Origin of the sequence: Aureimonas populi, from assembly GCF_017815515.1 — a bacterium.
Taxonomy (GTDB): Bacteria; Pseudomonadota; Alphaproteobacteria; order Rhizobiales; family Rhizobiaceae; genus Aureimonas; species Aureimonas populi.
Map to the genome: position 1 here is coordinate 3,609,333 of NZ_CP072611.1, position 20,461 is coordinate 3,629,793.

Annotated in this window: 13 protein-coding genes; all 13 read left to right on the forward strand. The window is 68.4% G+C overall.

The genetic code is table 11. The features are described 5' to 3' along the window. The first annotated feature begins 13 nt into the window (after nt 1-13). The 13 genes from uraH (at nt 14) to glgB (ending at nt 20,400) form a co-directional block, all read left to right on the forward strand. Entirely contained in the window at nt 14-385 is a 372-nt protein-coding gene (gene uraH, locus J7654_RS17180) for a hydroxyisourate hydrolase (RefSeq protein WP_209737052.1), read from the forward strand. A gap of 3 nt (nt 386-388) precedes the next feature. Then, nucleotides 389-1,819, forward strand: coding sequence for a xanthine dehydrogenase small subunit (gene xdhA, locus J7654_RS17185; protein WP_209737053.1), 1,431 nt, complete (start codon nt 389-391; stop codon nt 1,817-1,819). Continuing rightward, complete coding sequence (gene xdhB, locus J7654_RS17190) at nt 1,819-4,215, forward strand: xanthine dehydrogenase molybdopterin binding subunit (protein WP_209737054.1); 2,397 nt, start codon at nt 1,819-1,821, stop codon at nt 4,213-4,215. Before xdhA ends, xdhB begins: the two co-directional genes overlap by 1 nt. Beyond that, nucleotides 4,212-5,120, forward strand: coding sequence for a xanthine dehydrogenase accessory protein XdhC (gene xdhC / locus J7654_RS17195; protein WP_209737055.1), 909 nt, complete (start codon nt 4,212-4,214; stop codon nt 5,118-5,120). Before xdhB ends, xdhC begins: the two co-directional genes overlap by 4 nt. Beyond that, nucleotides 5,104-6,654: an ABC transporter ATP-binding protein gene (locus J7654_RS17200; RefSeq protein ID WP_209737056.1), complete on the forward strand. Its 1,551-nt coding sequence runs from the start codon at nt 5,104-5,106 to the stop codon at nt 6,652-6,654. Before xdhC ends, J7654_RS17200 begins: the two co-directional genes overlap by 17 nt. Then, nucleotides 6,638-7,756, forward strand: a complete 1,119-nt coding sequence (locus tag J7654_RS17205) for an ABC transporter permease (protein WP_209737057.1) — start codon at nt 6,638-6,640, stop codon at nt 7,754-7,756. The genes J7654_RS17200 and J7654_RS17205 overlap by 17 nt, the downstream gene beginning before the upstream one ends. Then, nucleotides 7,753-8,679 (forward strand): ABC transporter permease, encoded by a 927-nt coding sequence (locus J7654_RS17210; RefSeq protein ID WP_209737058.1) that lies wholly within the window; start codon nt 7,753-7,755, stop codon nt 8,677-8,679. Before J7654_RS17205 ends, J7654_RS17210 begins: the two co-directional genes overlap by 4 nt. Nucleotides 8,680-8,707: 28 nt before the next feature. Continuing rightward, nucleotides 8,708-9,790: a BMP family ABC transporter substrate-binding protein gene (locus tag J7654_RS17215; RefSeq protein WP_209737059.1), complete on the forward strand. Its 1,083-nt coding sequence runs from the start codon at nt 8,708-8,710 to the stop codon at nt 9,788-9,790. A 204-nt stretch (nt 9,791-9,994) separates the two neighbouring features. Continuing rightward, nucleotides 9,995-11,248, forward strand: coding sequence for a urate hydroxylase PuuD (locus tag J7654_RS17220; protein ID WP_209737060.1), 1,254 nt, complete (start codon nt 9,995-9,997; stop codon nt 11,246-11,248). Beyond that, a complete protein-coding gene (gene guaD, locus J7654_RS17225) occupies nt 11,245-12,624 on the forward strand; it encodes a guanine deaminase (RefSeq protein WP_209737061.1) in 1,380 nt (459 codons plus the stop codon). Before J7654_RS17220 ends, guaD begins: the two co-directional genes overlap by 4 nt. 135 nt (nt 12,625-12,759) lie before the next feature. Further along, nucleotides 12,760-14,793: an alpha-1,4-glucan--maltose-1-phosphate maltosyltransferase gene (locus J7654_RS17230; RefSeq protein ID WP_209737062.1), complete on the forward strand. Its 2,034-nt coding sequence runs from the start codon at nt 12,760-12,762 to the stop codon at nt 14,791-14,793. Between the two features lie 73 nt (nt 14,794-14,866). After that, nucleotides 14,867-18,193, forward strand: a complete 3,327-nt coding sequence (treS, locus tag J7654_RS17235; RefSeq protein ID WP_209737063.1) for a maltose alpha-D-glucosyltransferase — start codon at nt 14,867-14,869, stop codon at nt 18,191-18,193. Further along, nucleotides 18,193-20,400, forward strand: coding sequence for a 1,4-alpha-glucan branching protein GlgB (glgB, locus tag J7654_RS17240; protein ID WP_209737064.1), 2,208 nt, complete (start codon nt 18,193-18,195; stop codon nt 20,398-20,400). Before treS ends, glgB begins: the two co-directional genes overlap by 1 nt. The last annotated feature ends 61 nt before the right edge of the window (nt 20,401-20,461 follow it).

Below are 20,461 nucleotides of genomic sequence, written 5' to 3' on the forward strand. Positions count from 1 at the left end.
GAATCATCGCCAGATGGCGCAGAACGAAACGGGCGCCGGGCGCCTCACGACTCATGTTCTCGACACCGCGACCGGCCGGCCCGCCGCCGGGCTGGCGATCGAGCTTTTCCGCGTGACCGGCGCCGCGCGCGAGGCTGTCGCCTCCGTCGTGACCAATGCGGACGGCCGCTGCGACGCGCCGCTGCTCTCGGGCGCGGCGTTCGAGGCCGGCGTCTACGAGCTCGTCTTCCAGGCCGGGGCCTATCTGGATGCATCGGGCGCCGCGCTGCCCGAGCCGAAGTTCCTGGACGAGGTGGTGATCCGCTTCGGCATGGCCGAGGAGCGGCACTACCATGTGCCCCTGCTGCTTTCGCCCTTCGGCTACTCAACCTACAGGGGAAGCTGACGCATGGCGCCGATCCGCTTTCTCCTGAACGGCGAGGAACGGGCGGTGGAGGGGCTGCACCCCACCACCACGGTCCTGAACCATCTGCGCTACAGCGAGCGGCTGACCGGCACCAAGGAAGGCTGCGCGGAGGGCGATTGCGGGGCCTGCACGGTTGTTCTGGCCGAGCCGGACGGGGCCGGCGGGCTGAAGCGCCGGGCGGTGAACGCCTGCATCCTGTTCCTGCCCGCGCTGCACGGGCGCGCCGTGGAGACGGTGGAGGCGCTGGGCGGTGCGCATCCCGTCCAGACGGCGATGGTGGAGAAGCACGCCAGCCAATGCGGCTTCTGCACGCCCGGCTTCGTGATGCAGCTCTATTCGGGCTGGCTGAACGAGACGCTGACGGACCGGCAGGCGGTCAAGGACCTCGTCTCGGGCAATCTGTGCCGCTGCACGGGCTACGGCCCCATCGTGGAGGCCGGGCTGGAGGCGGGCCGGCACGAGCATGTGGCGGACGGGCCGGCGGAGGCGCGGCTCGCAAGCCGGCTCGAAGCGCTGCGCGGGGCCGGCGTCTTCTCCTACGAGGGCGAAGGCGGGCTCTGGCTCTCGCCCCCAGATGTGGATGCCCTCGCCGACACCTATGCCGCGCACCCGGATGCGCGGCTGGTGGCGGGCGCGACCGATGTCGGCCTGTGGGTGACGAAGCAGCACCGCGACCTTCCCGTGCTGATCGATGTCAGCCGCGTCGCCGACCTGATGCATGTCGAGGAAGCGCCCGGCCGGCTCTATGTCGGGGCGGCCGTCACCCACAGCGAGGCGGCGGCGAAGCTGGCCGGCATCCATCCCGATCTCGGAGAGCTGATGCGCCGCTTTGCCGGCCATCAGGTGCGCAATGCGGGAACGGTGGGCGGCAACATCGCCAACGGCTCGCCCATCGGCGACCTGCCCCCCGCGCTGATCGCGCTCGGCGCCACGCTGCATCTGCGCAAGGGCGACGAGGCGCGCTCCCTGCCGCTGGAGGACTTCTTTATCGACTACGGCCGGCAGGACCGGACTCCGGGCGAGTTCGTGGCCGCCGTGGAGGTGCCGCTTCTCCAGCCTTTCGAGCGCTTCCACGCCTCGAAGATCGCCAAGCGCATGGATTCCGACATCTCGGCGGTGATGGCCGCCTTCAAGCTCGGCTTCGCCGGCGAGACGGTGGCCGAGGCCCGCCTTGCCTTCGGCGGCATGGCCGGCATACCGAAGCGCGCGGCCCATGCGGAAGCCGCCCTCATCGGCAAGCCCTTCGACGAGGTCGCCTGCCGCGCCGCGATGGCGGCGATGGAGGCGGATTTCCAGCCCATCACCGACATGCGCGCCACGAGCGACTATCGCCTGAAGGCCGCGCAGAACGCGCTCCTGCGCTTCTGCCTGTCGCTTCGGGGCGTGCGGACCCGCGTGGCGGAGGTCGCCTGATGGACGAGACCCGCATCCAGGACCGGGGCGAGGCCGGCACGATCGACCCGGCCACGCTCCACGAGAAGGCGCCGCCCCATCCGCGTTTCATCGAGGGCGGCGTCGGCACGAGCCTGCGCCACGACAGCGGCGCCAAGCATGTGAGCGGACAGGCGCGCTATGTCGATGACGACCCCGAACTGCCGGGCACGCTCCACATCTACCTTGCCATGGCGCAAAAGGCCCATGCGCGCATCGTGTCGATGGACCTTGCGGCGGTGCGCGCCGCGCCGGGTGTCGTCGCGGTCCTGACGGCCGCCGACATTCCCGGCAGGAACGACTATTCGCCCGTCTTCGGCGACGACCCGATCTTCGCGGAGGAGAGCGTGTCCTTTCTCGGCCAGCCGCTCTTTGCCGTGGCCGGCGAGACGCTGAAGGCCGCGCGCGCCGCGGCCGGGCTCGCCCGCGTCGCCTATGAGGAGAAGCCCGCCGCCATCACGCTGGACGAGGCCCTGGCGCTGGGCGGCGAGGACCTTCTGCCCCCGCACACGATGCGGCTCGGCGAGCCGGAGGCCGTGCTCGCCGCCGCCCCCCACCGGATCGCCGGGCGCGTGGAGACTGGCGGGCAGGACCATTTCTACCTCGAGGGCCAGATCGCCACCGCCGTTCCGCTGGAAGACGGAGACGTCCTCGTGCGCTCCTCCACCCAGCACCCCTCGGAGGTGCAGCACAATGTGGCCAAGGCGCTGGGCGTGCCCGACCACGCGGTGACGGTGGAGGTGCGGCGCATGGGTGGGGGCTTCGGCGGCAAGGAAAGCCAGCCCGCGCTCTTCGCCGCCGTCTGCGCCCTGGTGGCGGTGAAGACCGGGCGCCCGGCCAAATGCCGGCTCGACCGCGACGACGACATGGAGATGACCGGCAAGCGCCACGAGATGCGCGCCGACTACGATTTCGGCTTCGACGAGGAGGGCCGCATCCTCGCTGCCGACCTGAAGCACTTCGTGCGCTGCGGCTATTCGCGCGACCTTTCGGGCGCCATCGCGGACCGGGCGATGTTCCACGCCGACAACGCCTATGCGCTCCACAACGCGCGGATCCATTCGCGGCGGCTGAAGACGCACACCGCCTCCAACACCGCCTTTCGCGGCTTCGGCGGGCCCCAGGGCATGGTCGCGGTGGAGCGCGCGCTCGACCGCATCGCCCATGAGAAAGGGCTCGACCCGCTGGACGTGCGCAAGCGCAATTTCTACCCGGCCATGGGCTCGGGCGTGGAGGCCCGGACACCCTACCACATGGCCGTCACCGACTGCGTCATCGCCGAGATCGTGGAGGAGCTGGAGGACTCGAGCGACTATCGCGCGAGGCGCCGGGCGGTGCGGGCCTTCAACGCGCAAAGCCCTGTCCTGAAGAAGGGGCTGGCGCTTACGCCGGTGAAGTTCGGCATCTCCTTCACCACCACCCATCTCAACCAGGCCGGCGCCCTCGTCCATCTCTACAAGGACGGTTCGGTCCAGTTGAACCACGGCGGCACGGAGATGGGACAGGGCCTCTTCACCAAGGTCGCGCAGGTGGTGGCCGAGGAGTTCCAGATCGACGTCTCCCGCATCAGGATCACCGCCACCACCACGGCCAAGGTGCCCAACACCTCCGCCACCGCCGCCTCCTCCGGCTCGGACCTGAACGGCATGGCCGCGCGCGAAGCCGCGCGCACCATCAAGGAGCGCCTCGCCGACTACGCCGTGCGGCGCTACCGCGTGCCCCGGGAAGAGGTGGAGTTCCTGCCCGGCCGCGTGCGCATCGGCGAGACAGAGCTTTCCTTCGACGATCTCGTTGGAGAGGCCTATCTTGCCCGTGTCTCGCTGTCCTCCACCGGCTTCTACGCGACGCCCGGCATCTCCTACGACCGCGACACGGCCTCCGGCACGCCCTTCTACTATTTCGCCTATGGCGCGGCCTGTTCCGAGGTGGTGATCGACACGCTCACCGGCGAGAACCGCGTGATCCGCGCCGATATCCTGCACGATGTCGGCCGCTCGCTGAACCCGGCGCTCGATCTCGGCCAGATCGAGGGCGGCTTCATCCAGGGGATGGGCTGGCTGACCATGGAGGAGCTGTGGTGGGACAAGGCCGGCCGGCTGCGCACCCACGCACCCTCCACCTACAAGATCCCCACCGCCAACGACCGGCCGGACGATCTGCGCATCGCGCTCTGGGACAAGGGCCGCAACCCAGCCGCCACGATCTACCGTTCCAAAGCGGTCGGCGAGCCGCCCTTCATGCTGGCGCTGTCGGTCTTCTCCGCGCTCGGCGACGCCGTTCTGGCGGCGGGGGATCATCGCGCTTTCCCCGATCTCGACGCCCCCGCCACGCCCGAGCGCATCCTGGCGGCCGTGGACATGGTGCGGGCCGCGCGATGAGCCCGCTCGCCGCCCTTCGCAAAGCGCTTTCGGCGGGCGAGGCGGCCGTCCTCGTCACGGTGGCGCGCGCGCAGGGCTCCACCCCCCGCGAGGCCGGCGCCGCCATGCTGGTGACGGCGGGCGGGCAGACGGGCACGGTGGGCGGCGGCGCGCTGGAGATGGAGGCCATCCTGGAGGCGCGCCGGATGCTGGCGGCGGGAGAGAGCGCCAGCGCCCTCGACATCCCGCTCGGCCCGGCCATCGGCCAATGCTGCGGCGGGCGCGTCGCCCTCGCGCTCGAACGCGCCGGGCCCGCCCTGCTACGCCGGATGGAAGCCGGGGCGCAGGCCGAGCGCGCGGGCCGGCCCGTCATCCTCCTCTTCGGCGCGGGGCACACCGGGCAGGCGCTGGCCCGCGCGCTCGCCCCCCTGCCCTTCAACCTCACGGTGATCGACACCCGCCCCGAGCGGCTGGCCGAGTTGCCCGCCGGCATCGCCCGCCGCGCCACGCCCCTGCCCGAGGCAGAGATCGACAAGGCCCCGCCCGGCTCCGGTTTCGTGGTGATGACCCACGACCACGCGCTCGACTTCCTCCTCACGGCCAGAGCCCTCGAACGCGCCGACCCCGCCTATGTCGGCATGATCGGCTCGGCCACCAAGCGCGAGAAGTTCCGCCGGCATCTGGCGCGGACGGGGTCCAGCGCCTCCATCGACGCGCTGACCCTGCCCATCGGCGGCCACACGCTGCGCGACAAGCGGCCGGAGGTGATCGCGGCCCTCACCGCCGCCGAACTCCTCGTCAGGCTCGCGCCTCTGGAAAACCGTTGCACAGCCTTTGCGCGTGTTGAAATGCAGTGCGATAAAGACTCCTCGGACGGACAGAATCCTCTGGTCCGGGAAACGGAGCGCCATGCCGCCACGTCTTGAGCTCTTGTCGATCTCGAAGCGCTATCCGGGCGTCGTTGCCAACGATTCCATTTCCTTTTCCGTGGCCCCGGGCGCCATCCATGCCCTGCTGGGCGAGAACGGCGCTGGCAAGTCGACGCTGGTGAAGATCATCTACGGCGTGCAGAAGGCCGACGAGGGCGCCATCCTGTTCGACGGGCGCGAGGTGGAGATCGCCTCCCCGCGCCAGGCGCGCTCCCTCGGGCTGGCCATGGTGTTCCAGCACTTCTGCCTCTTCGAGGCCATGACGGTGCTGGAGAACATTGCGCTGGGCATGGACGAGCCGCCGCCCGGCCGCGAGCTGGAGGCGCGGGTGCGCGAAGTGCTGGCGCACTACAAGCTGGCGCTCGATCCGCATCGCATCGTGCACACCCTCTCCGTCGGCGAACGCCAGCGCATCGAGATCGTGCGCGCGCTTCTGGTCAGCCCCAAACTCCTGATCATGGACGAGCCGACCTCCGTCCTCACCCCGCAGGAGGTGGAGGAGTTGTTCGCCACGCTGCGCCAGCTCGCGGCCGAGGGCTGCTCCATCCTCTACATCTCGCACAAGCTGGACGAGATCAAAGCGCTCTGCTCCACCGCCACCATCCTGCGCGGCGGGCGCGTGGTGGCCACCTGCGATCCGGCGCGGGAAACGGCGCGCTCCATGGCCGAGATGATGATCGGCGGCAATCTGAAGGACGTGCAGAGGCGCGGCTGGCGCGCCTTCGGCGAACCGCGCCTCACGGTCGAGGGCTTGAGCGCCCCGGGCGAGCCGCCCTTCGGCACGAGCCTGAAGGACATCGCCCTTCAGGTCCGCTCGGGCGAGATCTTCGGCATTGCGGGCGTGGCCGGCAACGGGCAGGGCGAGCTGTTCGAGGTCCTGTCGGGAGAGAAGATGCAAGGGGTCGCGGGCTCGATCCGCATCGGGGAAGAGGAGACCGTGTCGCAGGGCGTCTCCGCCCGCCGGCGCCTCGGCCTTGCCAGCGTGCCGGAGGAGCGCAACGGCCATGCCGCGGTGCCGGCCATGTCCCTGGCCGAGAACGCCATTCTTTCGGCGCGCGGCCGCGCGCGCCTTTCCTCCGGCGGCCTCCTGCGCACGGGCGCGGCGCGCGATTTCGCCGCCTCCGTCATCTCCGCCTTCTCGGTGAAGGCCACCGGGCCGAACGCCGCCGCAGGCTCCCTCTCGGGCGGAAACCTGCAAAAGTTCATCATGGGCCGCGAGATCGGACAGGACCCGGCGGTGCTCATCGTCTCGCAGCCGACATGGGGGGTGGACGCGGGCGCGGCCGCCTTCATCCGGCAGGCGATGGCCGACCTTGCCGAGAAAGGTGCGGCAATCCTCGTGATCAGCCAGGACCTCGACGAGCTTCTGTCGATCTGCGACCGCATCGCCGTGATCAACGAGGGGCGCCTGTCGAAGGCGATGGATGTGGGCGCCGTGTCCATCGAGGAGCTGGGCCTCTTGATGGGCGGCATCCACGGCAGCCCCTTGGCGCCCGCGCGAGAGGAGGCCGTCCATGTCGCTCAGGCTTGAGCCGCGCCTTCAGCCCAGCCGCCTCATGCTGTTCGCCTCGCCGCTGGCGGCGGTGGTGGCGACGCTCATCGTCGGGGGCGTCGTCTTCACGCTTCTGGGCTATGACGGCTTCGGGGCCGTGCGGCAGATCTTCCTCGCGCCGCTCACCAACATCAACCGCTGGCAGGACCTTCTGGTGAAGGCGGCGCCGCTGGCCATCATCGCCATCGGCCTGTCCATCGGCTTCCGCGCCAATGTCTGGAACATCGGGGCCGAGGGCCAGTATGTCGTGGGCGGCCTTGCCGGCACCGGCATCGCGCTGGCCACGCTCGACCTGTCGGGCGCCTGGATCCTGCCGGCCATGGTGCTCGGCGGGATCGTGGGCGGCATGGCCTATGCGGCGGTTCCCGCCTTCCTGCGCGTGAAGCTGGGGGTCAACGAGATTCTCTCCAGCCTGATGCTGAACTACGTGGCCATCCAGCTTCTCTACTACCTGATGCGCGGCCCCTGGCGGGACCCGATGGGCTTCGGCTTCCCGCAGACGGCGATGTTCTCACTCGACCAGACGCTGCCCATCATCGTGCCGCGCACGCTCATCCATCTGGGCATTCCCCTCGCGCTGGCGCTGGCGCTGGCCGTGTGGTTCGTGATGGCGCGCACCGTGGCGGGCTTCCAGGTGCGGCTCATGGGCCTTTCCCCGCAGGCCGCGCGCTACGGCGGCTTTTCCGAGAACCGCATCGTCTGGCTCTGCCTTCTGGCGGGCGGCGGCCTGGCCGGCCTGGCCGGCATTCTGGAAGCGGCCGGCCCGTTCGGCCAGATGGTGCCCAGCTTTCCCACCGGCTACGGCTTCACCGCCATCATCGTCGCCTTCCTGGGGCGCCTGCACCCCGTCGGCATCGTGCTGGCCAGCCTCGTCCTCGCCCTCACCTATGTGGGCGGGGAAAGCGCGCAGACCGCCATCGGCCTGCCCTCGGCGGCCATCGGCGTGTTCCAGGCCATGCTGCTCTTCTTCCTCCTCGCCTCCGACATCCTCATCCGCTACCGCCTTGCCCGCGGCGGGCGGGATGCGGGCGGGGCGAAGGCCGGCGCCGGGGCTTCGCGCTCCGGGGAGGCAGCGGTATGAGCCCCGAATTCGCCGTCGCCATCATCTTCGCGGTGGTCATGTCCTCCACCCCCATCCTCATCGCCGCGCTGGGCGAGCTGGTGGTGGAGAAGTCCGGCGTCCTCAACCTGGGCGTCGAGGGCATGATGCTGATCGGCGCGGTGACGGGCTTCATCGTCACCGTCTCGACCGGCTCGCCATGGCTCGGCGCGCTGGCGGCGCTGGCAGCGGGCGCGGCCGTTTCCATGATCTTCGGCTATCTGACGCTGACGCTGACGGCCAACCAGGTGGCCACGGGCCTTGCGCTCACCATTTTCGGCACCGGCGTCTCGGCGCTTCTGGGCGCGTCCTTCGTCGGGGTCACGACCTCCACGCTCGGGCCCGTCTTCCCGCGCGCGCTCGCGGCTGATCCGATATGGCGCGTTCTGTTCGGCTATTCGCCGCTCGTCTACCTGTCCTTCGCCCTGACGCTGGCGGTCTGGTGGTTCCTGAAGCACAGCCGCGCCGGGCTGGTGCTGCGCGCGGTGGGCGAAAGCGATAGCTCAGCCTATTCCATCGGTTATCCGGTTCTCTTCGTGCGTTACATGGCCGTGCTCTTCGGCGGTGCGCTGGCGGGGCTGGCGGGTGCCTTCTACTCGCTGGTGCTCACCCCCATGTGGGCCGAGCGGCTGACGTCGGGGCGCGGCTGGATCGCCATCGCGCTGGTGGTCTTCGCAGCGTGGCGGCCGGGCCGCCTGCTGCTCGGCGCCTATCTGTTCGGCGCCGTCATCACGCTGGAGTTGCAGGCCAAGGCCGCCGGCTGGTCCGGGCTCGCGCCCGAATTCCTGACCAGCCTGCCCTATCTGGCCACCATCCTCGTCCTCGCCCTCATTTCCGGCCGCCGGCTCAGCGCCCGCACCGCCGCCCCCGCCTGCCTGGGCAAGCCCTTCCGGGCCGCTGCCTGATCCCGTTCCATCCCAAGGAGATCGTTCGATGAGCTTCCTCAACCGCCGCATGCTGATGGCCGGCGCCGCCGCCATCCTCACCTTCACGGTCGCCGCGCCCGCCGCCGCGCAGGTCACGGACCGCCCCGTGAAGGCGGCCTTCATCTATGTCGGCCCGATCGGCGATTTCGGCTGGTCCTACGCCCACGACCAGGCGCGCCTCTACCTGGAGGAGCAGCTCGGCGACCAGGTGGAGACGACCTATGTGGAGAGCGTGGCCGAGGGGCCGGACGCCGAGCGCGTGCTGCGCCAGCTCGCGCAGGACGGCAATGACATCATCTTCGCCACCTCCTTCGGCTTCATGAACCCGACGCTCCGTGTGGCTCAGCAGTTCCCGGACGTGAAGTTCGAGCACGCCACCGGCTACCAGACCGCCGAGAACATGGCCGCCTACAACGCGCGCTTCTACGAGGGCCGCGCGGTGCTGGGCACCATCGCCGGCATGATGTCGGAAACCGGCAAGGCCGGCTATGTCGCCTCCTTCCCGATCCCGGAAGTGGTGATGGGCATCAACGCGTTCACCCAGGCCGCCCGCGCGGTGAACCCGGACTTCGAGACGCAGGTCGTGTGGGTGAACTCCTGGTACGACCCCGCGCGCGAGGCGCAGGCCGCCAACGCGCTGTTCGACCAGGGCGCCGACGTGATCACCCAGCACACCGATTCGCCCGGCCCGCTCCAGGCGGCCGAGGAGCGCGGCGCCATCGCCTTCGGCCAGGCCTGGGACATGCAGAGCTTCGCGCCCAACGCGCACATGACCGCCATCGTGGACCGCTGGGGCCCCTATTACGTGCAGCGCGTGCAGGCGGTGATCGACGGCACCTGGGAGACGGGCAGCGTCTGGCTGGGCATGAAGGAGGGCGAGGTGGAGATGGCGCCCTTCAACGAGGCCATGCCGGAGGATGTGCGGGCCGCCGCCCAGAAGATCGTGGACGACACCGTCGCCGGCACCTATCACGTCTTCACCGGACCGATCCGCGACCAGGCCGGAGAGGAGCGCGTGGCCGATGGAGAGGTCATCCCCGACGAGGAGCTGCTTTCCATGGAGTGGTATGTGGAAGGCGTGCGCAACTAGCCGGCCCGCGCCGGCGATTTGGCTCGACCGTGGTCGTCCCGGGCTCGGCCCGGGATGACCGGCACAAGAAACGGCGCCCTTGCGGCGCCTTGCAGGAACGCCTGCCCTCCTCACCGTCTCCTGAACGACGGAGGGCCATGACGGCACATCGGATCAACAACGGAAACGTCCGCGACAAGGGGGCGGCGTTTCGAGGCTCATCCCATGTGGACCTATTTCTCCGAATGGCTTTCCTTCGGCGTGCGCTGGCTGCACGTCGTCACCGCCATCGCCTGGATCGGCTCGTCCTTCTATTTCATCGCGCTCGATCTCGGCCTGCGCAAACCGCACGGCACCCCTCCCGAGGGCGTGGGCGGAGAGGCGTGGCAGGTGCATGGCGGGGGCTTCTACCACATCCAGAAATACATGGTCGCCCCGGCCCACATGCCCGAGGATCTGACCTGGTTCAAATGGGAGAGCTACGCGACGTGGATGTCGGGCTTCGCCCTGCTCTTCCTCGTCTATTATGTCGGCGCGGACCTTTACCTCATCGACCGCTCGGTGGCCGATTTGCCGGTCTGGGGCGCGAGCCTGATCGGCATAGGCGGCCTCGCGCTCGGCTGGGTGGTCTACGACTTCATCTGCAAGTCTCCGCTGAAGGGCAACGACACCGCTCTCCTCGCCGTCCTCTTCGTCTATGTCGTGGCGGCAAGCTTCATCTTCTCCCAGCTCTTCTCCGGGCGCGGCGCGATGCTGCACACGGGCGCGATGATCGCGACGCTGATGACGGCCAACGTCTTCTTCATCATCATCCCCAACCAGAAGATCGTGGTGGCGGACCTGAAGGCGGGCCGCACGCCCGAGGCCCGGCTGGGGGCGGAGGCCAAGCAGCGCTCGCTGCACAACAACTACCTGACCCTGCCCGTCATCTTCCTCATGCTGTCCAACCACTACCCGCTCGCCTTCGCTACCCAATGGAACTGGGCGATCGCCGGCCTCGTACTGCTGATGGGCGCGGTGATCCGGCACTTCTTCAACACCATGCACAAGACGCACCGGAAGCTGTGGTGGTGCTGGGCCGTGGCCGGGGCGCTGTTCGCGGCCGTCATCACGCTCTCCGGCGCGCCGGGCTGGCGCGCCTCGGCGCAGAAAGAGGAAGCCGTCGTCCTCCCGCGCATCGAAGGCGACCCCGGCCGCGCGCTGATGGCCTCCACCCATTTTCCCGAGGCGGAGGGCATCGTGCTGGCCCGCTGCTCCATGTGCCACGCGCGCGCGCCGCTCTGGCCGGGCATCGGCCACGCGCCCAAGGCCATCTTCCTCGAAACGCCGCAGGACATCGTCCACAATGCCCGGCTCATCGACGCGCAATCCGTGCGCAGCCACGCCATGCCGCCCGGCAACATTACCGGCCTGGAGGCGCAGGAGCGGCTGACGCTCTCGCGCTGGATCGCCTCCGGCGACGGGCTCTACCGGCCATGAACGGCGGCACCCTGGCCATCCGGGCGCGCATCCTCACCTTCGATGGCGACCCCCGGCTCGACCCGGCCGCCACGACCTATATCGAGGACGGGCTCGTCATCGTCCGCGAGGGCGTGGTGGAGGCGCTCGGCGAGGCGCGGGACCTCGTGCCCGCCCTGCCGCACGACTGCCGCGTGGTGGACCACCGCCCGCATCTGCTCATGCCCGGCTTCATCGACCCGCACCTGCACATGCCGCAGACGCAGGTCATCGCCTCCTACGGCACGGAACTGCTCGAATGGCTCTCGCGCTACACCTTCCCGGAGGAAAGCCGCTACGGTGACAAGTCCGTGTCGGACGCGGCGGCGCGGTTCGTCCTGTCCGAGCTTCTGGCCAACGGCACCACGACGGCGGTGTTCTTCTGCACCTCGCATCCGCAATCCGTCGACAGCCTGATGACGGAGGCCGAGCGGCGGGGTCTTCGCATCCTGGCCGGCAAGGTGATGATGGACCGCGGCGCGCCGCCATCGCTTCTCGACACGCCCCGGCGCGGCTATGACGAATCGAAGGCCCTGATCGAGCGCTGGCACGGGCGCGGCCGCCTGTCCTATGCCATATCGCCCCGCTTCGCCCCCACCTCCACCGAGGCGCAGCTGGAGGCGACCGGCGCACTGGCGGCCGAATTCCCGGACATGGCGATCCAGACGCATCTCTCGGAGAACCTCGCCGAGATCGCCTATGTCCGGGAGCTTTTCCCCTGGGCGCAGGACTATCTGGCCGTCTACGAGCGCTACGGCCTGGTGCGCGAGAAGGCCCTGTTCGGCCACTGCATCCACCTGACGGAGCGCGAGAAGGCCAGCCTTGCCGAAGCGGGCGCCAGCGCGATCTTCTGCCCCACCTCCAACCTCTTCCTGGGCTCCGGCCTGTTCGACCGCGCGGGGCTTCTGGCCGCCGGCATCCGCACCGGCATCGCCACCGATATCGGCGGCGGCACGTCCTATTCCATGCTGGCGACGGCGGGCGAGGGCTACAAGGCGCTGGCGCTGCGCCACCAGAAGCTGCCGGCCCTGCAGGCGTTTCACTGGATGACGGCCGGCAATGCCGCCGCCATCGGCCTCGGCAAGCGGATCGGCCGCATCGCGCCCGGCTTCGAGGCCGATTTCGCGCTTCTGGATTCCTCCGCCACACCCGCCATGCGCCGGCGCATGGAACGGGTGGAAACGCTGGGGGAGGAGCTGTTCCTGCTGATGACGATGGGCGACGACCGGGCTGTGGCGGCGACCTACGCCAACGGCCGGCGGGTCCATGCGCGAGGCGGCGCGGCCGCGTTGCCGCCCGTCGAGGCGCCCCCTGCCCTTGCCTCCGGCGGCGCGAACGAGAGTCCGTCCCAGCAATAGGCTGTCGAAACCTTTTCCGGCGGATGCAACTGGACAGACGCCACGGGATTCCTATCCCTAGAGCGGGTGTGGCGACGGGCGGGAGGGACTGCTTGCGGCACAGCCGGGCCGAGAGACGAAGACGAGAGGGCATCCATGGCGAGCGAAATCCTGAGCAAGCCCCTGAAGGCTGCTGCGCGCAAGGCAGGCCTGGCCGGCCCGTCGCAGGAGCGGCTGCTGGAGTTGTCCCGCTCGCGGCTCGCCATCGAGGGCGTGACGCCGCTGATTGACCACGGCCGCTTCGCCGTCAAACGGTTGGTGGGCGAGCCGCTGGAGGTCGAGGCCGATATTTTCTGCGACGGGCACGAGAAGATCGACGCCGCCCTTCTCACGCGCGGCGCGGGCGACGACGACTGGGTGGAGACCCCGCTGACCTTCTGGGAGAACGACCGCTGGCGCGGCTCCGTGTCCTTCGGCGAGGCGGGCCCGGCGCGCTACACCATCATCGCCTGGCGCGACGCCTACGCCACCTGGGCGAGCGACACCAGGAAGAAGAAGGACGCCGGCCAGGACGTGTCGCTGGAGTTGCAGGAGGCGCGCGCGCTGATGGACCGCGCCGCCGCCGCCGGGCGCGGCTCGAAGGCGGACCGGAAGGCGTTGAAGAGCTTCATCGCCAGGCTCGACAAGCTGGGTGACGTGGAACGCCGATACGCGCTGTTCGATGAGCCGGAGACGGTGGACCTCATGAACCGCGTAGCCCCGCGCGACGACCTGACGCGCTGGGAGGTGGAGGTGCCGGTCTGGGTGGATCGCGAGGCGGCCGGCTTCTCCGCCTGGTACGAAATCTTCCCGCGCTCACAGTCCAACGACCCGAACCGCCATGGCACGTTCGACGATGTCATCAAGCGCCTGCCCGACATTCGGCAGATGGGTTTCGATGTTCTCTACTTTCCGCCCATCCACCCCATCGGCAAGGCATTCCGCAAGGGCAAGAACAATTCTGTGACGGCGCAGGAGGGCGAGCCGGGCTCGCCTTACGCCATCGGCGCGCCGGAGGGCGGGCACAAGGCCATCCATCCCGAGCTGGGCTCGTTCGAGGATTTCGCCCGCCTCATCAACGAGGCGGGTGCGCACGGGCTGGAGATCGCGCTCGACTTCGCCATCCAGTGCTCGCCGGACCACCCCTGGATCAGGGAACACCCCGGCTGGTTCGACTGGCGCCCGGACGGCACCATCAAATATGCCGAGAACCCGCCGAAGAAGTACCAGGACATCGTCAATGTCGACTTCTACCGGCCGGACGCAATCCCCTCCCTCTGGGTCGAGCTGCGCGACGTGGTGCTGTTCTGGCTGAACAAGGGCGTGCGCATCTTCCGGGTCGACAACCCGCACACCAAGCCGTTCCCCTTCTGGGAATGGATGATCGAGGAAGTGCGCCGGCACGATCCCGGCGTCATCTTCCTCGCCGAGGCCTTCACGCGCCCCAAGGTGATGAAGCGGCTCGCCAAGGTCGGCTACAACCAGTCCTATTCCTACTTCACCTGGCGCAACGAGAAGTGGGAGCTGGAAAAGTATCTCAAGGAGCTGACGGGCGAGGAATGCGCCGATTTCATGCGGCCGAACTTCTTCGTCAACACGCCCGACATCAACCCCGTCTTCCTCCAGCTCGGCGGCCGGGCGGGCTTTCGCCTGCGCCTGGCGCTGGCCGCCACGCTCGGCGGCAATTATGGGGTCTATTCCGGATTCGAGCTGTGTGAGGCCGAGCCGGTGCCCGGCAAGGAGGAGTACCTGAACTCGGAGAAGTACGAGATCCGCGCCTTCGACTGGTTCGCGCCGGGCAACATCCGAGAGGACATCGCCTTCTTCAACCGCCTGCGGCGCGAGGAGCCGGCCCTGCGCGACTTCCGCTCGCTCGCCTTCTTCCAGTGCTGGAACGACAAGATCCTCTATTACGCCAAGCGCACGGCCGACCGTTCCTCCTACCTCCTCTTCCTCGTCAATCTCGACCCGCACAATGCGCAGGGCGGGCACTTCGAGGTGCCGCTCTGGGAGTTCGGCCTGCCCGACGATGGAACGCTGCAGGTGGAAGACCTCGTGAGCGGCAGGAGCTTCGCCTGGCAGGGGAAGATGCAGCACTGGTGGCTGAACCCGCAGGACTGCCCCTACGCGGCTTTCCGCCTCTCCGCCTGACCCCATTCCCCGCCGTGCCGGCCGCGCTTTTCCGCGCCGTCCGAAACCGCCGACATTTTCGAAAAGAGCCGTCATGAACGAGCAGACCGCCCCCGCCGCCTCCACCGAGGCGACCAGTCCCGACCCGAAGGCGAACGACTGGTACAAGGACGCCGTCATCTACCAGCTTCACGTGAAGACCTTCGCCGATTCCAACGGCGACGGGATCGGCGATTTTCCGGGGCTCCTGTCGAAGCTCGACTACATCAAGGAGCTGGGCGTCACGGCCATCTGGCTCCTGCCCTTCTACCCCTCGCCCTTGCGCGACGACGGCTACGACATCGCCGAATACACGTCCATCAACCCGTCCTACGGCACGATGGAGGACTTCGAGAGGCTGGTGGAAGAGGCGCACAAGCGCGGTCTTCGCGTCATCACCGAACTGGTGATCAACCACACCTCCGACCAGCACGCCTGGTTCCAGGCGGCCCGCAGCGCGCCCAAAGGCAGCCCCGAGCGCGACTTCTACGTCTGGGCGGACGACGACAAGGGCTACGACCTCACCCGCATCATCTTCCTCGACACCGAAACGTCGAACTGGACGTGGGACCCGGTCGCCGGCCAGTATTTCTGGCACCGCTTCTACTCTCACCAGCCCGACCTGAACTTCGACAATCCCAAGGTCCTGGAAGAGGTGCTGAACGTCATGCGCTTCTGGCTGGACAAGGGGGTGGACGGGCTGCGGCTCGACGCCATCCCCTATCTGATCGAGCGCGAGGGCACCAACAACGAGAACCTGCCCGAGACCCACGACGTCTTGAAGGCGATCCGCGCCGAGCTGGACCGCTCCTACCCGGACCGGATGCTGCTGGCCGAGGCCAACCAGTGGCCGGAGGACACGCGCCCCTATTTCGGTGAGGGCGACGAGTGCCACATGGCCTTCCACTTCCCCTTGATGCCGCGCATGTACATGGCGCTGGCGCAGGAGGACCGGCACCCGATCACCGACATATTGCGCCAGACGCCGGACATTCCCGACAACTGCCAGTGGGCGATCTTCCTGCGCAACCATGACGAGCTGACGCTGGAGATGGTCACGGCCGAGGAGCGCGACTATCTCTGGTCCACCTATGCCTCGGACAAGCGGGCGCGCATCAACCTGGGCATCCGCCGGCGCCTCGCGCCCCTCATGGGCAACGACCGGCGCAAGGTGGAGCTTCTCAACGCGCTGCTCATGTCCATGCCCGGCACGCCGGTCGTTTATTACGGCGACGAGATCGGCATGGGCGACAACATCTATCTCGGTGACCGCGACGGGGTTCGCACGCCCATGCAATGGTCGCCGGACCGCAATGGTGGCTTCTCGCGGGCCGATCCGCAGCGGCTTTACCTGCCCACGATCCAGGACCCGCTCTACGGCTATCAGGCCATCAACGTGGAGGCGCAAGGGGCCAACCCGGCCAGCCAGCTCAACTGGACGCGCCGCCTCATCCAGGTGCGCGGCACGCGCGAGGCCTTCGGGCGCGGCGCCATCCGCTTCCTCTACCCGTCCAACCGCAAGATCCTGGCCTATATCCGCGAGCACAATGGCGAGGCCATCCTGTGCGTGGCCAACCTCTCCTCCTCCGCGCAGGCGGTGGAGCTCGACCTGTCGGCCTATGCGGGCACGGTGCCGGTGGAGATGCTGGGCCTGTCCGTCTTCCCGCCCATCGGCCAGAATCCCTATCTCCTTTCCCTGCCCGCCTATGGCTTCTTCTGGTTCTCTCTGAACGCCTCCGAGACGGTTCGCGACGGCGCGCAGGACCCCCAGACGCTTCCCGAATTCTCCACCCTCGTCATCACGGGCGACCTGAAGGACACGATCCCTGGGCGCAACCGGCGCGAGGTGGAAAGCGTGCTGCCGGCCTTCATGGGCCGCCAGCGCTGGTTCGCGGCCAAGGCGGCAAGTCCCACACGGGCGAGCTACGAGATCATCGGCTCGCTGAGGCCCAACAGCCGCTTCGACCTTCTGGGCGAGGCGGTGGTGGAGACGGCCGAGGGCCAGCAGCGCTACTTCCTGCCGCTGGCGGCCAAATGGGGCGAGAGTCACCTGAACCGCGACGCGCCGACGTTGCCCTACACGCTGGCGAAAATCCGCCAGGGTGCGCAGATCGGCGCGGTGCTGGACGCCTCGCGCGACACCAGCTTCGTCAAGAACCTTGTCGATCTCCTGATCGGCGGGCGCTCCCTGCCCTTCGGCGACCGCAGCATAGAGGTCGTCACCTCCTCGCGCCGGCCCGAGGCTCTGGAGCTGGCCCGCGACGTGACGCTGGAGGAGATTGCTCCTCTGGCGGGCGAGCAGTCCAACACCTCGATCAAGGTGGGGCTCGCCGGCATCCTCAAGCTCTACCGCCGCCTTCGCGACGGCATCCAGCCGGAGCTGGAGGTGACGCGCTTCCTGACGGAGAAGACGGATTTCACCGCCGCGCCCGCGCTTCTCGCCTCCGCCGAGCTGCATCGCGCGGACGGCTCCTCTGCCGCCGTCGCCGCCCTGTTCGAGCGCATCGACAACCAGGGCGATGCATGGTCGCGCGTGACGGAGACGCTGGCGCTCTATCTGCGAGACAACGCCTATGGCCGCGATGAACCGGCCGAACCCGCGGACGAGGGCGCCAATCCCGACGCCGCCTTCCTGCTCCAGTTCGACCCGGGCGAGACCATCGGCCGACGCACGGGAGAGATGCACGCCGCGCTCGCCACGGTGACGGGCGACCCGGATTTCGATCCCGAGCCGCTGGATGCCGCCTGGGTGGAGCGCATCGTTCAGGAGGCCAAGCGCGAGGCCGGAGAGGCCCTCGACATGCTGACGAAGGTGGGGGTCGCGCTGAGCGAGGAGGAGGTCGCCGAAATCCAGGCGCTGGAGGAGGCCCGCGCGGCGGTGATGGGCTGGTTCGACGCCTTCGGCGCCCAGGGCCTCTCCGGCCGGCTCACGCGCATTCACGGCGACTACCATCTCGGGCAGGTGCTTGTGTCGCGCAACGACGTGGTCATCCTCGATTTCGAGGGTGAGCCCGGCCGGCCGCTGGAAGAGCGCCGCGCCAAGACCTCGCCGCTGCGCGATGTCGCGGGGATGCTGCGCTCCTACGACTACGCGGCCTTCGCCGCGCGCGACAAGGTGGGGCCCACCGACGAGGCGGCGGCAACGCGCGTTCGGGAGATGGCCGAGGCGTGGAGGGACGATGTTTCCCTGTCCTTCCTCGCCGCGTGGTCGACGGCCTCCGGCATCGACCTGTCCGAGGAAGGGAACCGCAGGCTTCTCGATCTCTTCCTTCTCCAGAAGGCCTTCTACGAGCTGAAATACGAGGCCTCGATGCGTCCGGCATGGCTCTCCATCCCGCTGCGCGGCATCGTCTCCCTTCTCCAGAACCGCCAGGTGATCTGATGCAAAATGCCAGCGAGGCCACGGCCGCCGCCCATCGCCCCAGCCCGCATGAGGTTCGCGAGATCGAAAGCGGGGCGCATGGCGATCCGTTCTCCCTGCTCGGCCCCCACCATCTCGGCGGGGGGATGGCCCTGCGCGTCTTCCGCCCCGGCGCGCAGAGCGCGGCGGCCATCGACGCGGCGGGCACGGTGATCGCCAAGCTGGAGCCGCTTGGCGATCAGGGCTTCTTCTCCGGCGCGCTGCCGCAGGGCACAAGCGAATATCGCCTGCGCTACACCCATGATTCGGTGACATGGGAGGAGGAGGATCCCTACCGCTTCGGCTGGATCCTCTCCGATCTCGACGCCTATCTCCTGGCGGAAGGAAAGCACTACAAGCTTTATGAAAAGCTGGGCGCCCATCCGAGGACCATGGAGGGGGTGGAGGGCGTCGCCTTCGCCGTCTGGGCGCCGAACGCCCGGCGCGTTTCGGTGGTCGGCAATTTCAACGCCTGGGACGGCCGCCGCCACGTGATGCGCAAGCGGCACGAAACAGGCATGTTCGAGCTGTTCGTGCCCGGCATCGGGCGCGGGGAGGTCTACAAATTCGAGGTGGTCGGCCCGCATGGCGACGTGCAGCCGCTCAAGCAGGACCCGGTCGGCCTGCGCCAGGAGCTGGCGCCTTCCACCGCCTCCGTCGTGGACGGGCTCGTCTCCCACGAATGGGGCGACGAGGCCTTCCGTGCCAAGGGGCAGGGCTGGCAGGATACGTCCAGCCCTGTGACGATCTACGAAGTGCATCTCGGTTCATGGCGGCGCGGGCAGGACAACGCCTTCCTCACCTACGACGAGATCGCCGCCGAGCTGGTCCCCTATGTCAAGGAAATGGGCTTCACCCATGTGGAGCTTCTGCCGGTGTCCGAGCACCCGTTCTACGGCTCCTGGGGCTACCAGCCCATCGGCCTTTTCGCGCCCACGGCGCGGCATGGCGACCCGGCCGGTTTCGCGCGCCTCGTGGATGCGCTCCATCAGGCCGATATCGGCGTGATCCTGGATTGGGTGCCGGGCCATTTCCCGACGGACGTCCATGGCCTCGGCCGTTTCGACGGAACCGCGCTGTACGAGCACCCGGACCCCCGGCGCGGCTTCCACAAGGACTGGAACACGCTGATCTACGATTACGGGCGCACGGAGGTGAGGAACTTCCTCGTCGCCAACGGTCTCTACTGGCTCGACCGTTTCCATGTGGACGCGCTGCGCGTGGATGCGGTCGCCTCCATGCTCTATCTCGACTATTCGCGAAACCACGGCGAATGGGAGCCCAACATCCACGGGGGCCGCGAGAATCTGGAGGCCATCGCCTTCCTGAAGGAGACGAACGAGCGCGCTGGCGAATACTACCCGGCCGCCTCCACCCACGCCGAGGAATCCACCTCCTTCCCCAACGTCTCGCGCCCCACCTATGCCGGCGGGCTGGGGTTCCATTTCAAGTGGAACATGGGCTGGATGCACGACACGCTGCACTTCATGCAGGAGGACCCGATCAACCGGAAATACCACCTGCACCACATGACCTTCGGCATGGTCTATGCCTATTCGGAAAACTTCATCCTGCCGCTTTCCCACGACGAGGTCGTCTACGGAAAGGGCTCGATCCTCGGCAAGATGCCGGGCGACTGGTGGCAGAAATTCGCCAATCTGCGCGCCTATTACGGGTTCATGTGGACCCATCCCGGCAAAAAGCTGCTCTTCATGGGCGGCGAGTTCGGGCAGAGCGCGGAGTGGAACCACGACCAGTCGCTCGACTGGCATCTGCTCGACCATGCCGAGCACAAGGGCGCGCAGCGCCTCGTGCGCGACCTCAACACGCTCTATCGCGGCACGCCCGCGTTGCACCAGCTCGACTGCGACCCGAACGGCTTCGAATGGGTGGACACCTCCGATGCCGACCAGTCGATCCTCTCCTTCCTGCGCAAGGATGCGGACGGCAACCCGGTGCTGGTCGTCAGCAACTTCACGCCCAACGTCCATCACGGCTACCGCGTCGGCGTTCCGCGCGGTGGTTTCTGGCGCGAGGCGATGAATACGGACGCGGATATCTACGGCGGCTCGAATGTGGGGAACATGGGCGGACGCGAGGCCGAGGAGACCCATGCGAACGGCCGGCCCTACTCCCTGCCCCTCACCATCCCGCCTCTGGCGACCATGGTGTTCGTGCCGGAGGGCTGAGAGCGCTCCCGGAACGGCTCGATTGGGGCGGAGCCGCTTCCTTCCCGAACCTTCCTGACGG

What these genes read in the sequence shown, in the direction of transcription:
- xdhB (WP_209737054.1), top strand. Translation starts at nt 1,819, where the DNA reads ATGGACGAGACCCGCATCCAGGACCGGGGCGAGGCCGGCACGATCGAC.
- J7654_RS17200 (WP_209737056.1), top strand. Translation starts at nt 5,104, where the DNA reads ATGCCGCCACGTCTTGAGCTCTTGTCGATCTCGAAGCGCTATCCGGGC.
- xdhA (WP_209737053.1), top strand. Translation starts at nt 389, where the DNA reads ATGGCGCCGATCCGCTTTCTCCTGAACGGCGAGGAACGGGCGGTGGAG.
- guaD (WP_209737061.1), top strand. Translation starts at nt 11,245, where the DNA reads ATGAACGGCGGCACCCTGGCCATCCGGGCGCGCATCCTCACCTTCGAT.
- J7654_RS17210 (WP_209737058.1), top strand. Translation starts at nt 7,753, where the DNA reads ATGAGCCCCGAATTCGCCGTCGCCATCATCTTCGCGGTGGTCATGTCC.
- treS (WP_209737063.1), top strand. Translation starts at nt 14,867, where the DNA reads ATGAACGAGCAGACCGCCCCCGCCGCCTCCACCGAGGCGACCAGTCCC.
- J7654_RS17205 (WP_209737057.1), top strand. Translation starts at nt 6,638, where the DNA reads ATGTCGCTCAGGCTTGAGCCGCGCCTTCAGCCCAGCCGCCTCATGCTG.
- glgB (WP_209737064.1), top strand. Translation starts at nt 18,193, where the DNA reads ATGCAAAATGCCAGCGAGGCCACGGCCGCCGCCCATCGCCCCAGCCCG.
- xdhC (WP_209737055.1), top strand. Translation starts at nt 4,212, where the DNA reads ATGAGCCCGCTCGCCGCCCTTCGCAAAGCGCTTTCGGCGGGCGAGGCG.
- J7654_RS17215 (WP_209737059.1), top strand. Translation starts at nt 8,708, where the DNA reads ATGAGCTTCCTCAACCGCCGCATGCTGATGGCCGGCGCCGCCGCCATC.
- J7654_RS17230 (WP_209737062.1), top strand. Translation starts at nt 12,760, where the DNA reads ATGGCGAGCGAAATCCTGAGCAAGCCCCTGAAGGCTGCTGCGCGCAAG.
- J7654_RS17220 (WP_209737060.1), top strand. Translation starts at nt 9,995, where the DNA reads ATGTGGACCTATTTCTCCGAATGGCTTTCCTTCGGCGTGCGCTGGCTG.
- uraH (WP_209737052.1), top strand. Translation starts at nt 14, where the DNA reads ATGGCGCAGAACGAAACGGGCGCCGGGCGCCTCACGACTCATGTTCTC.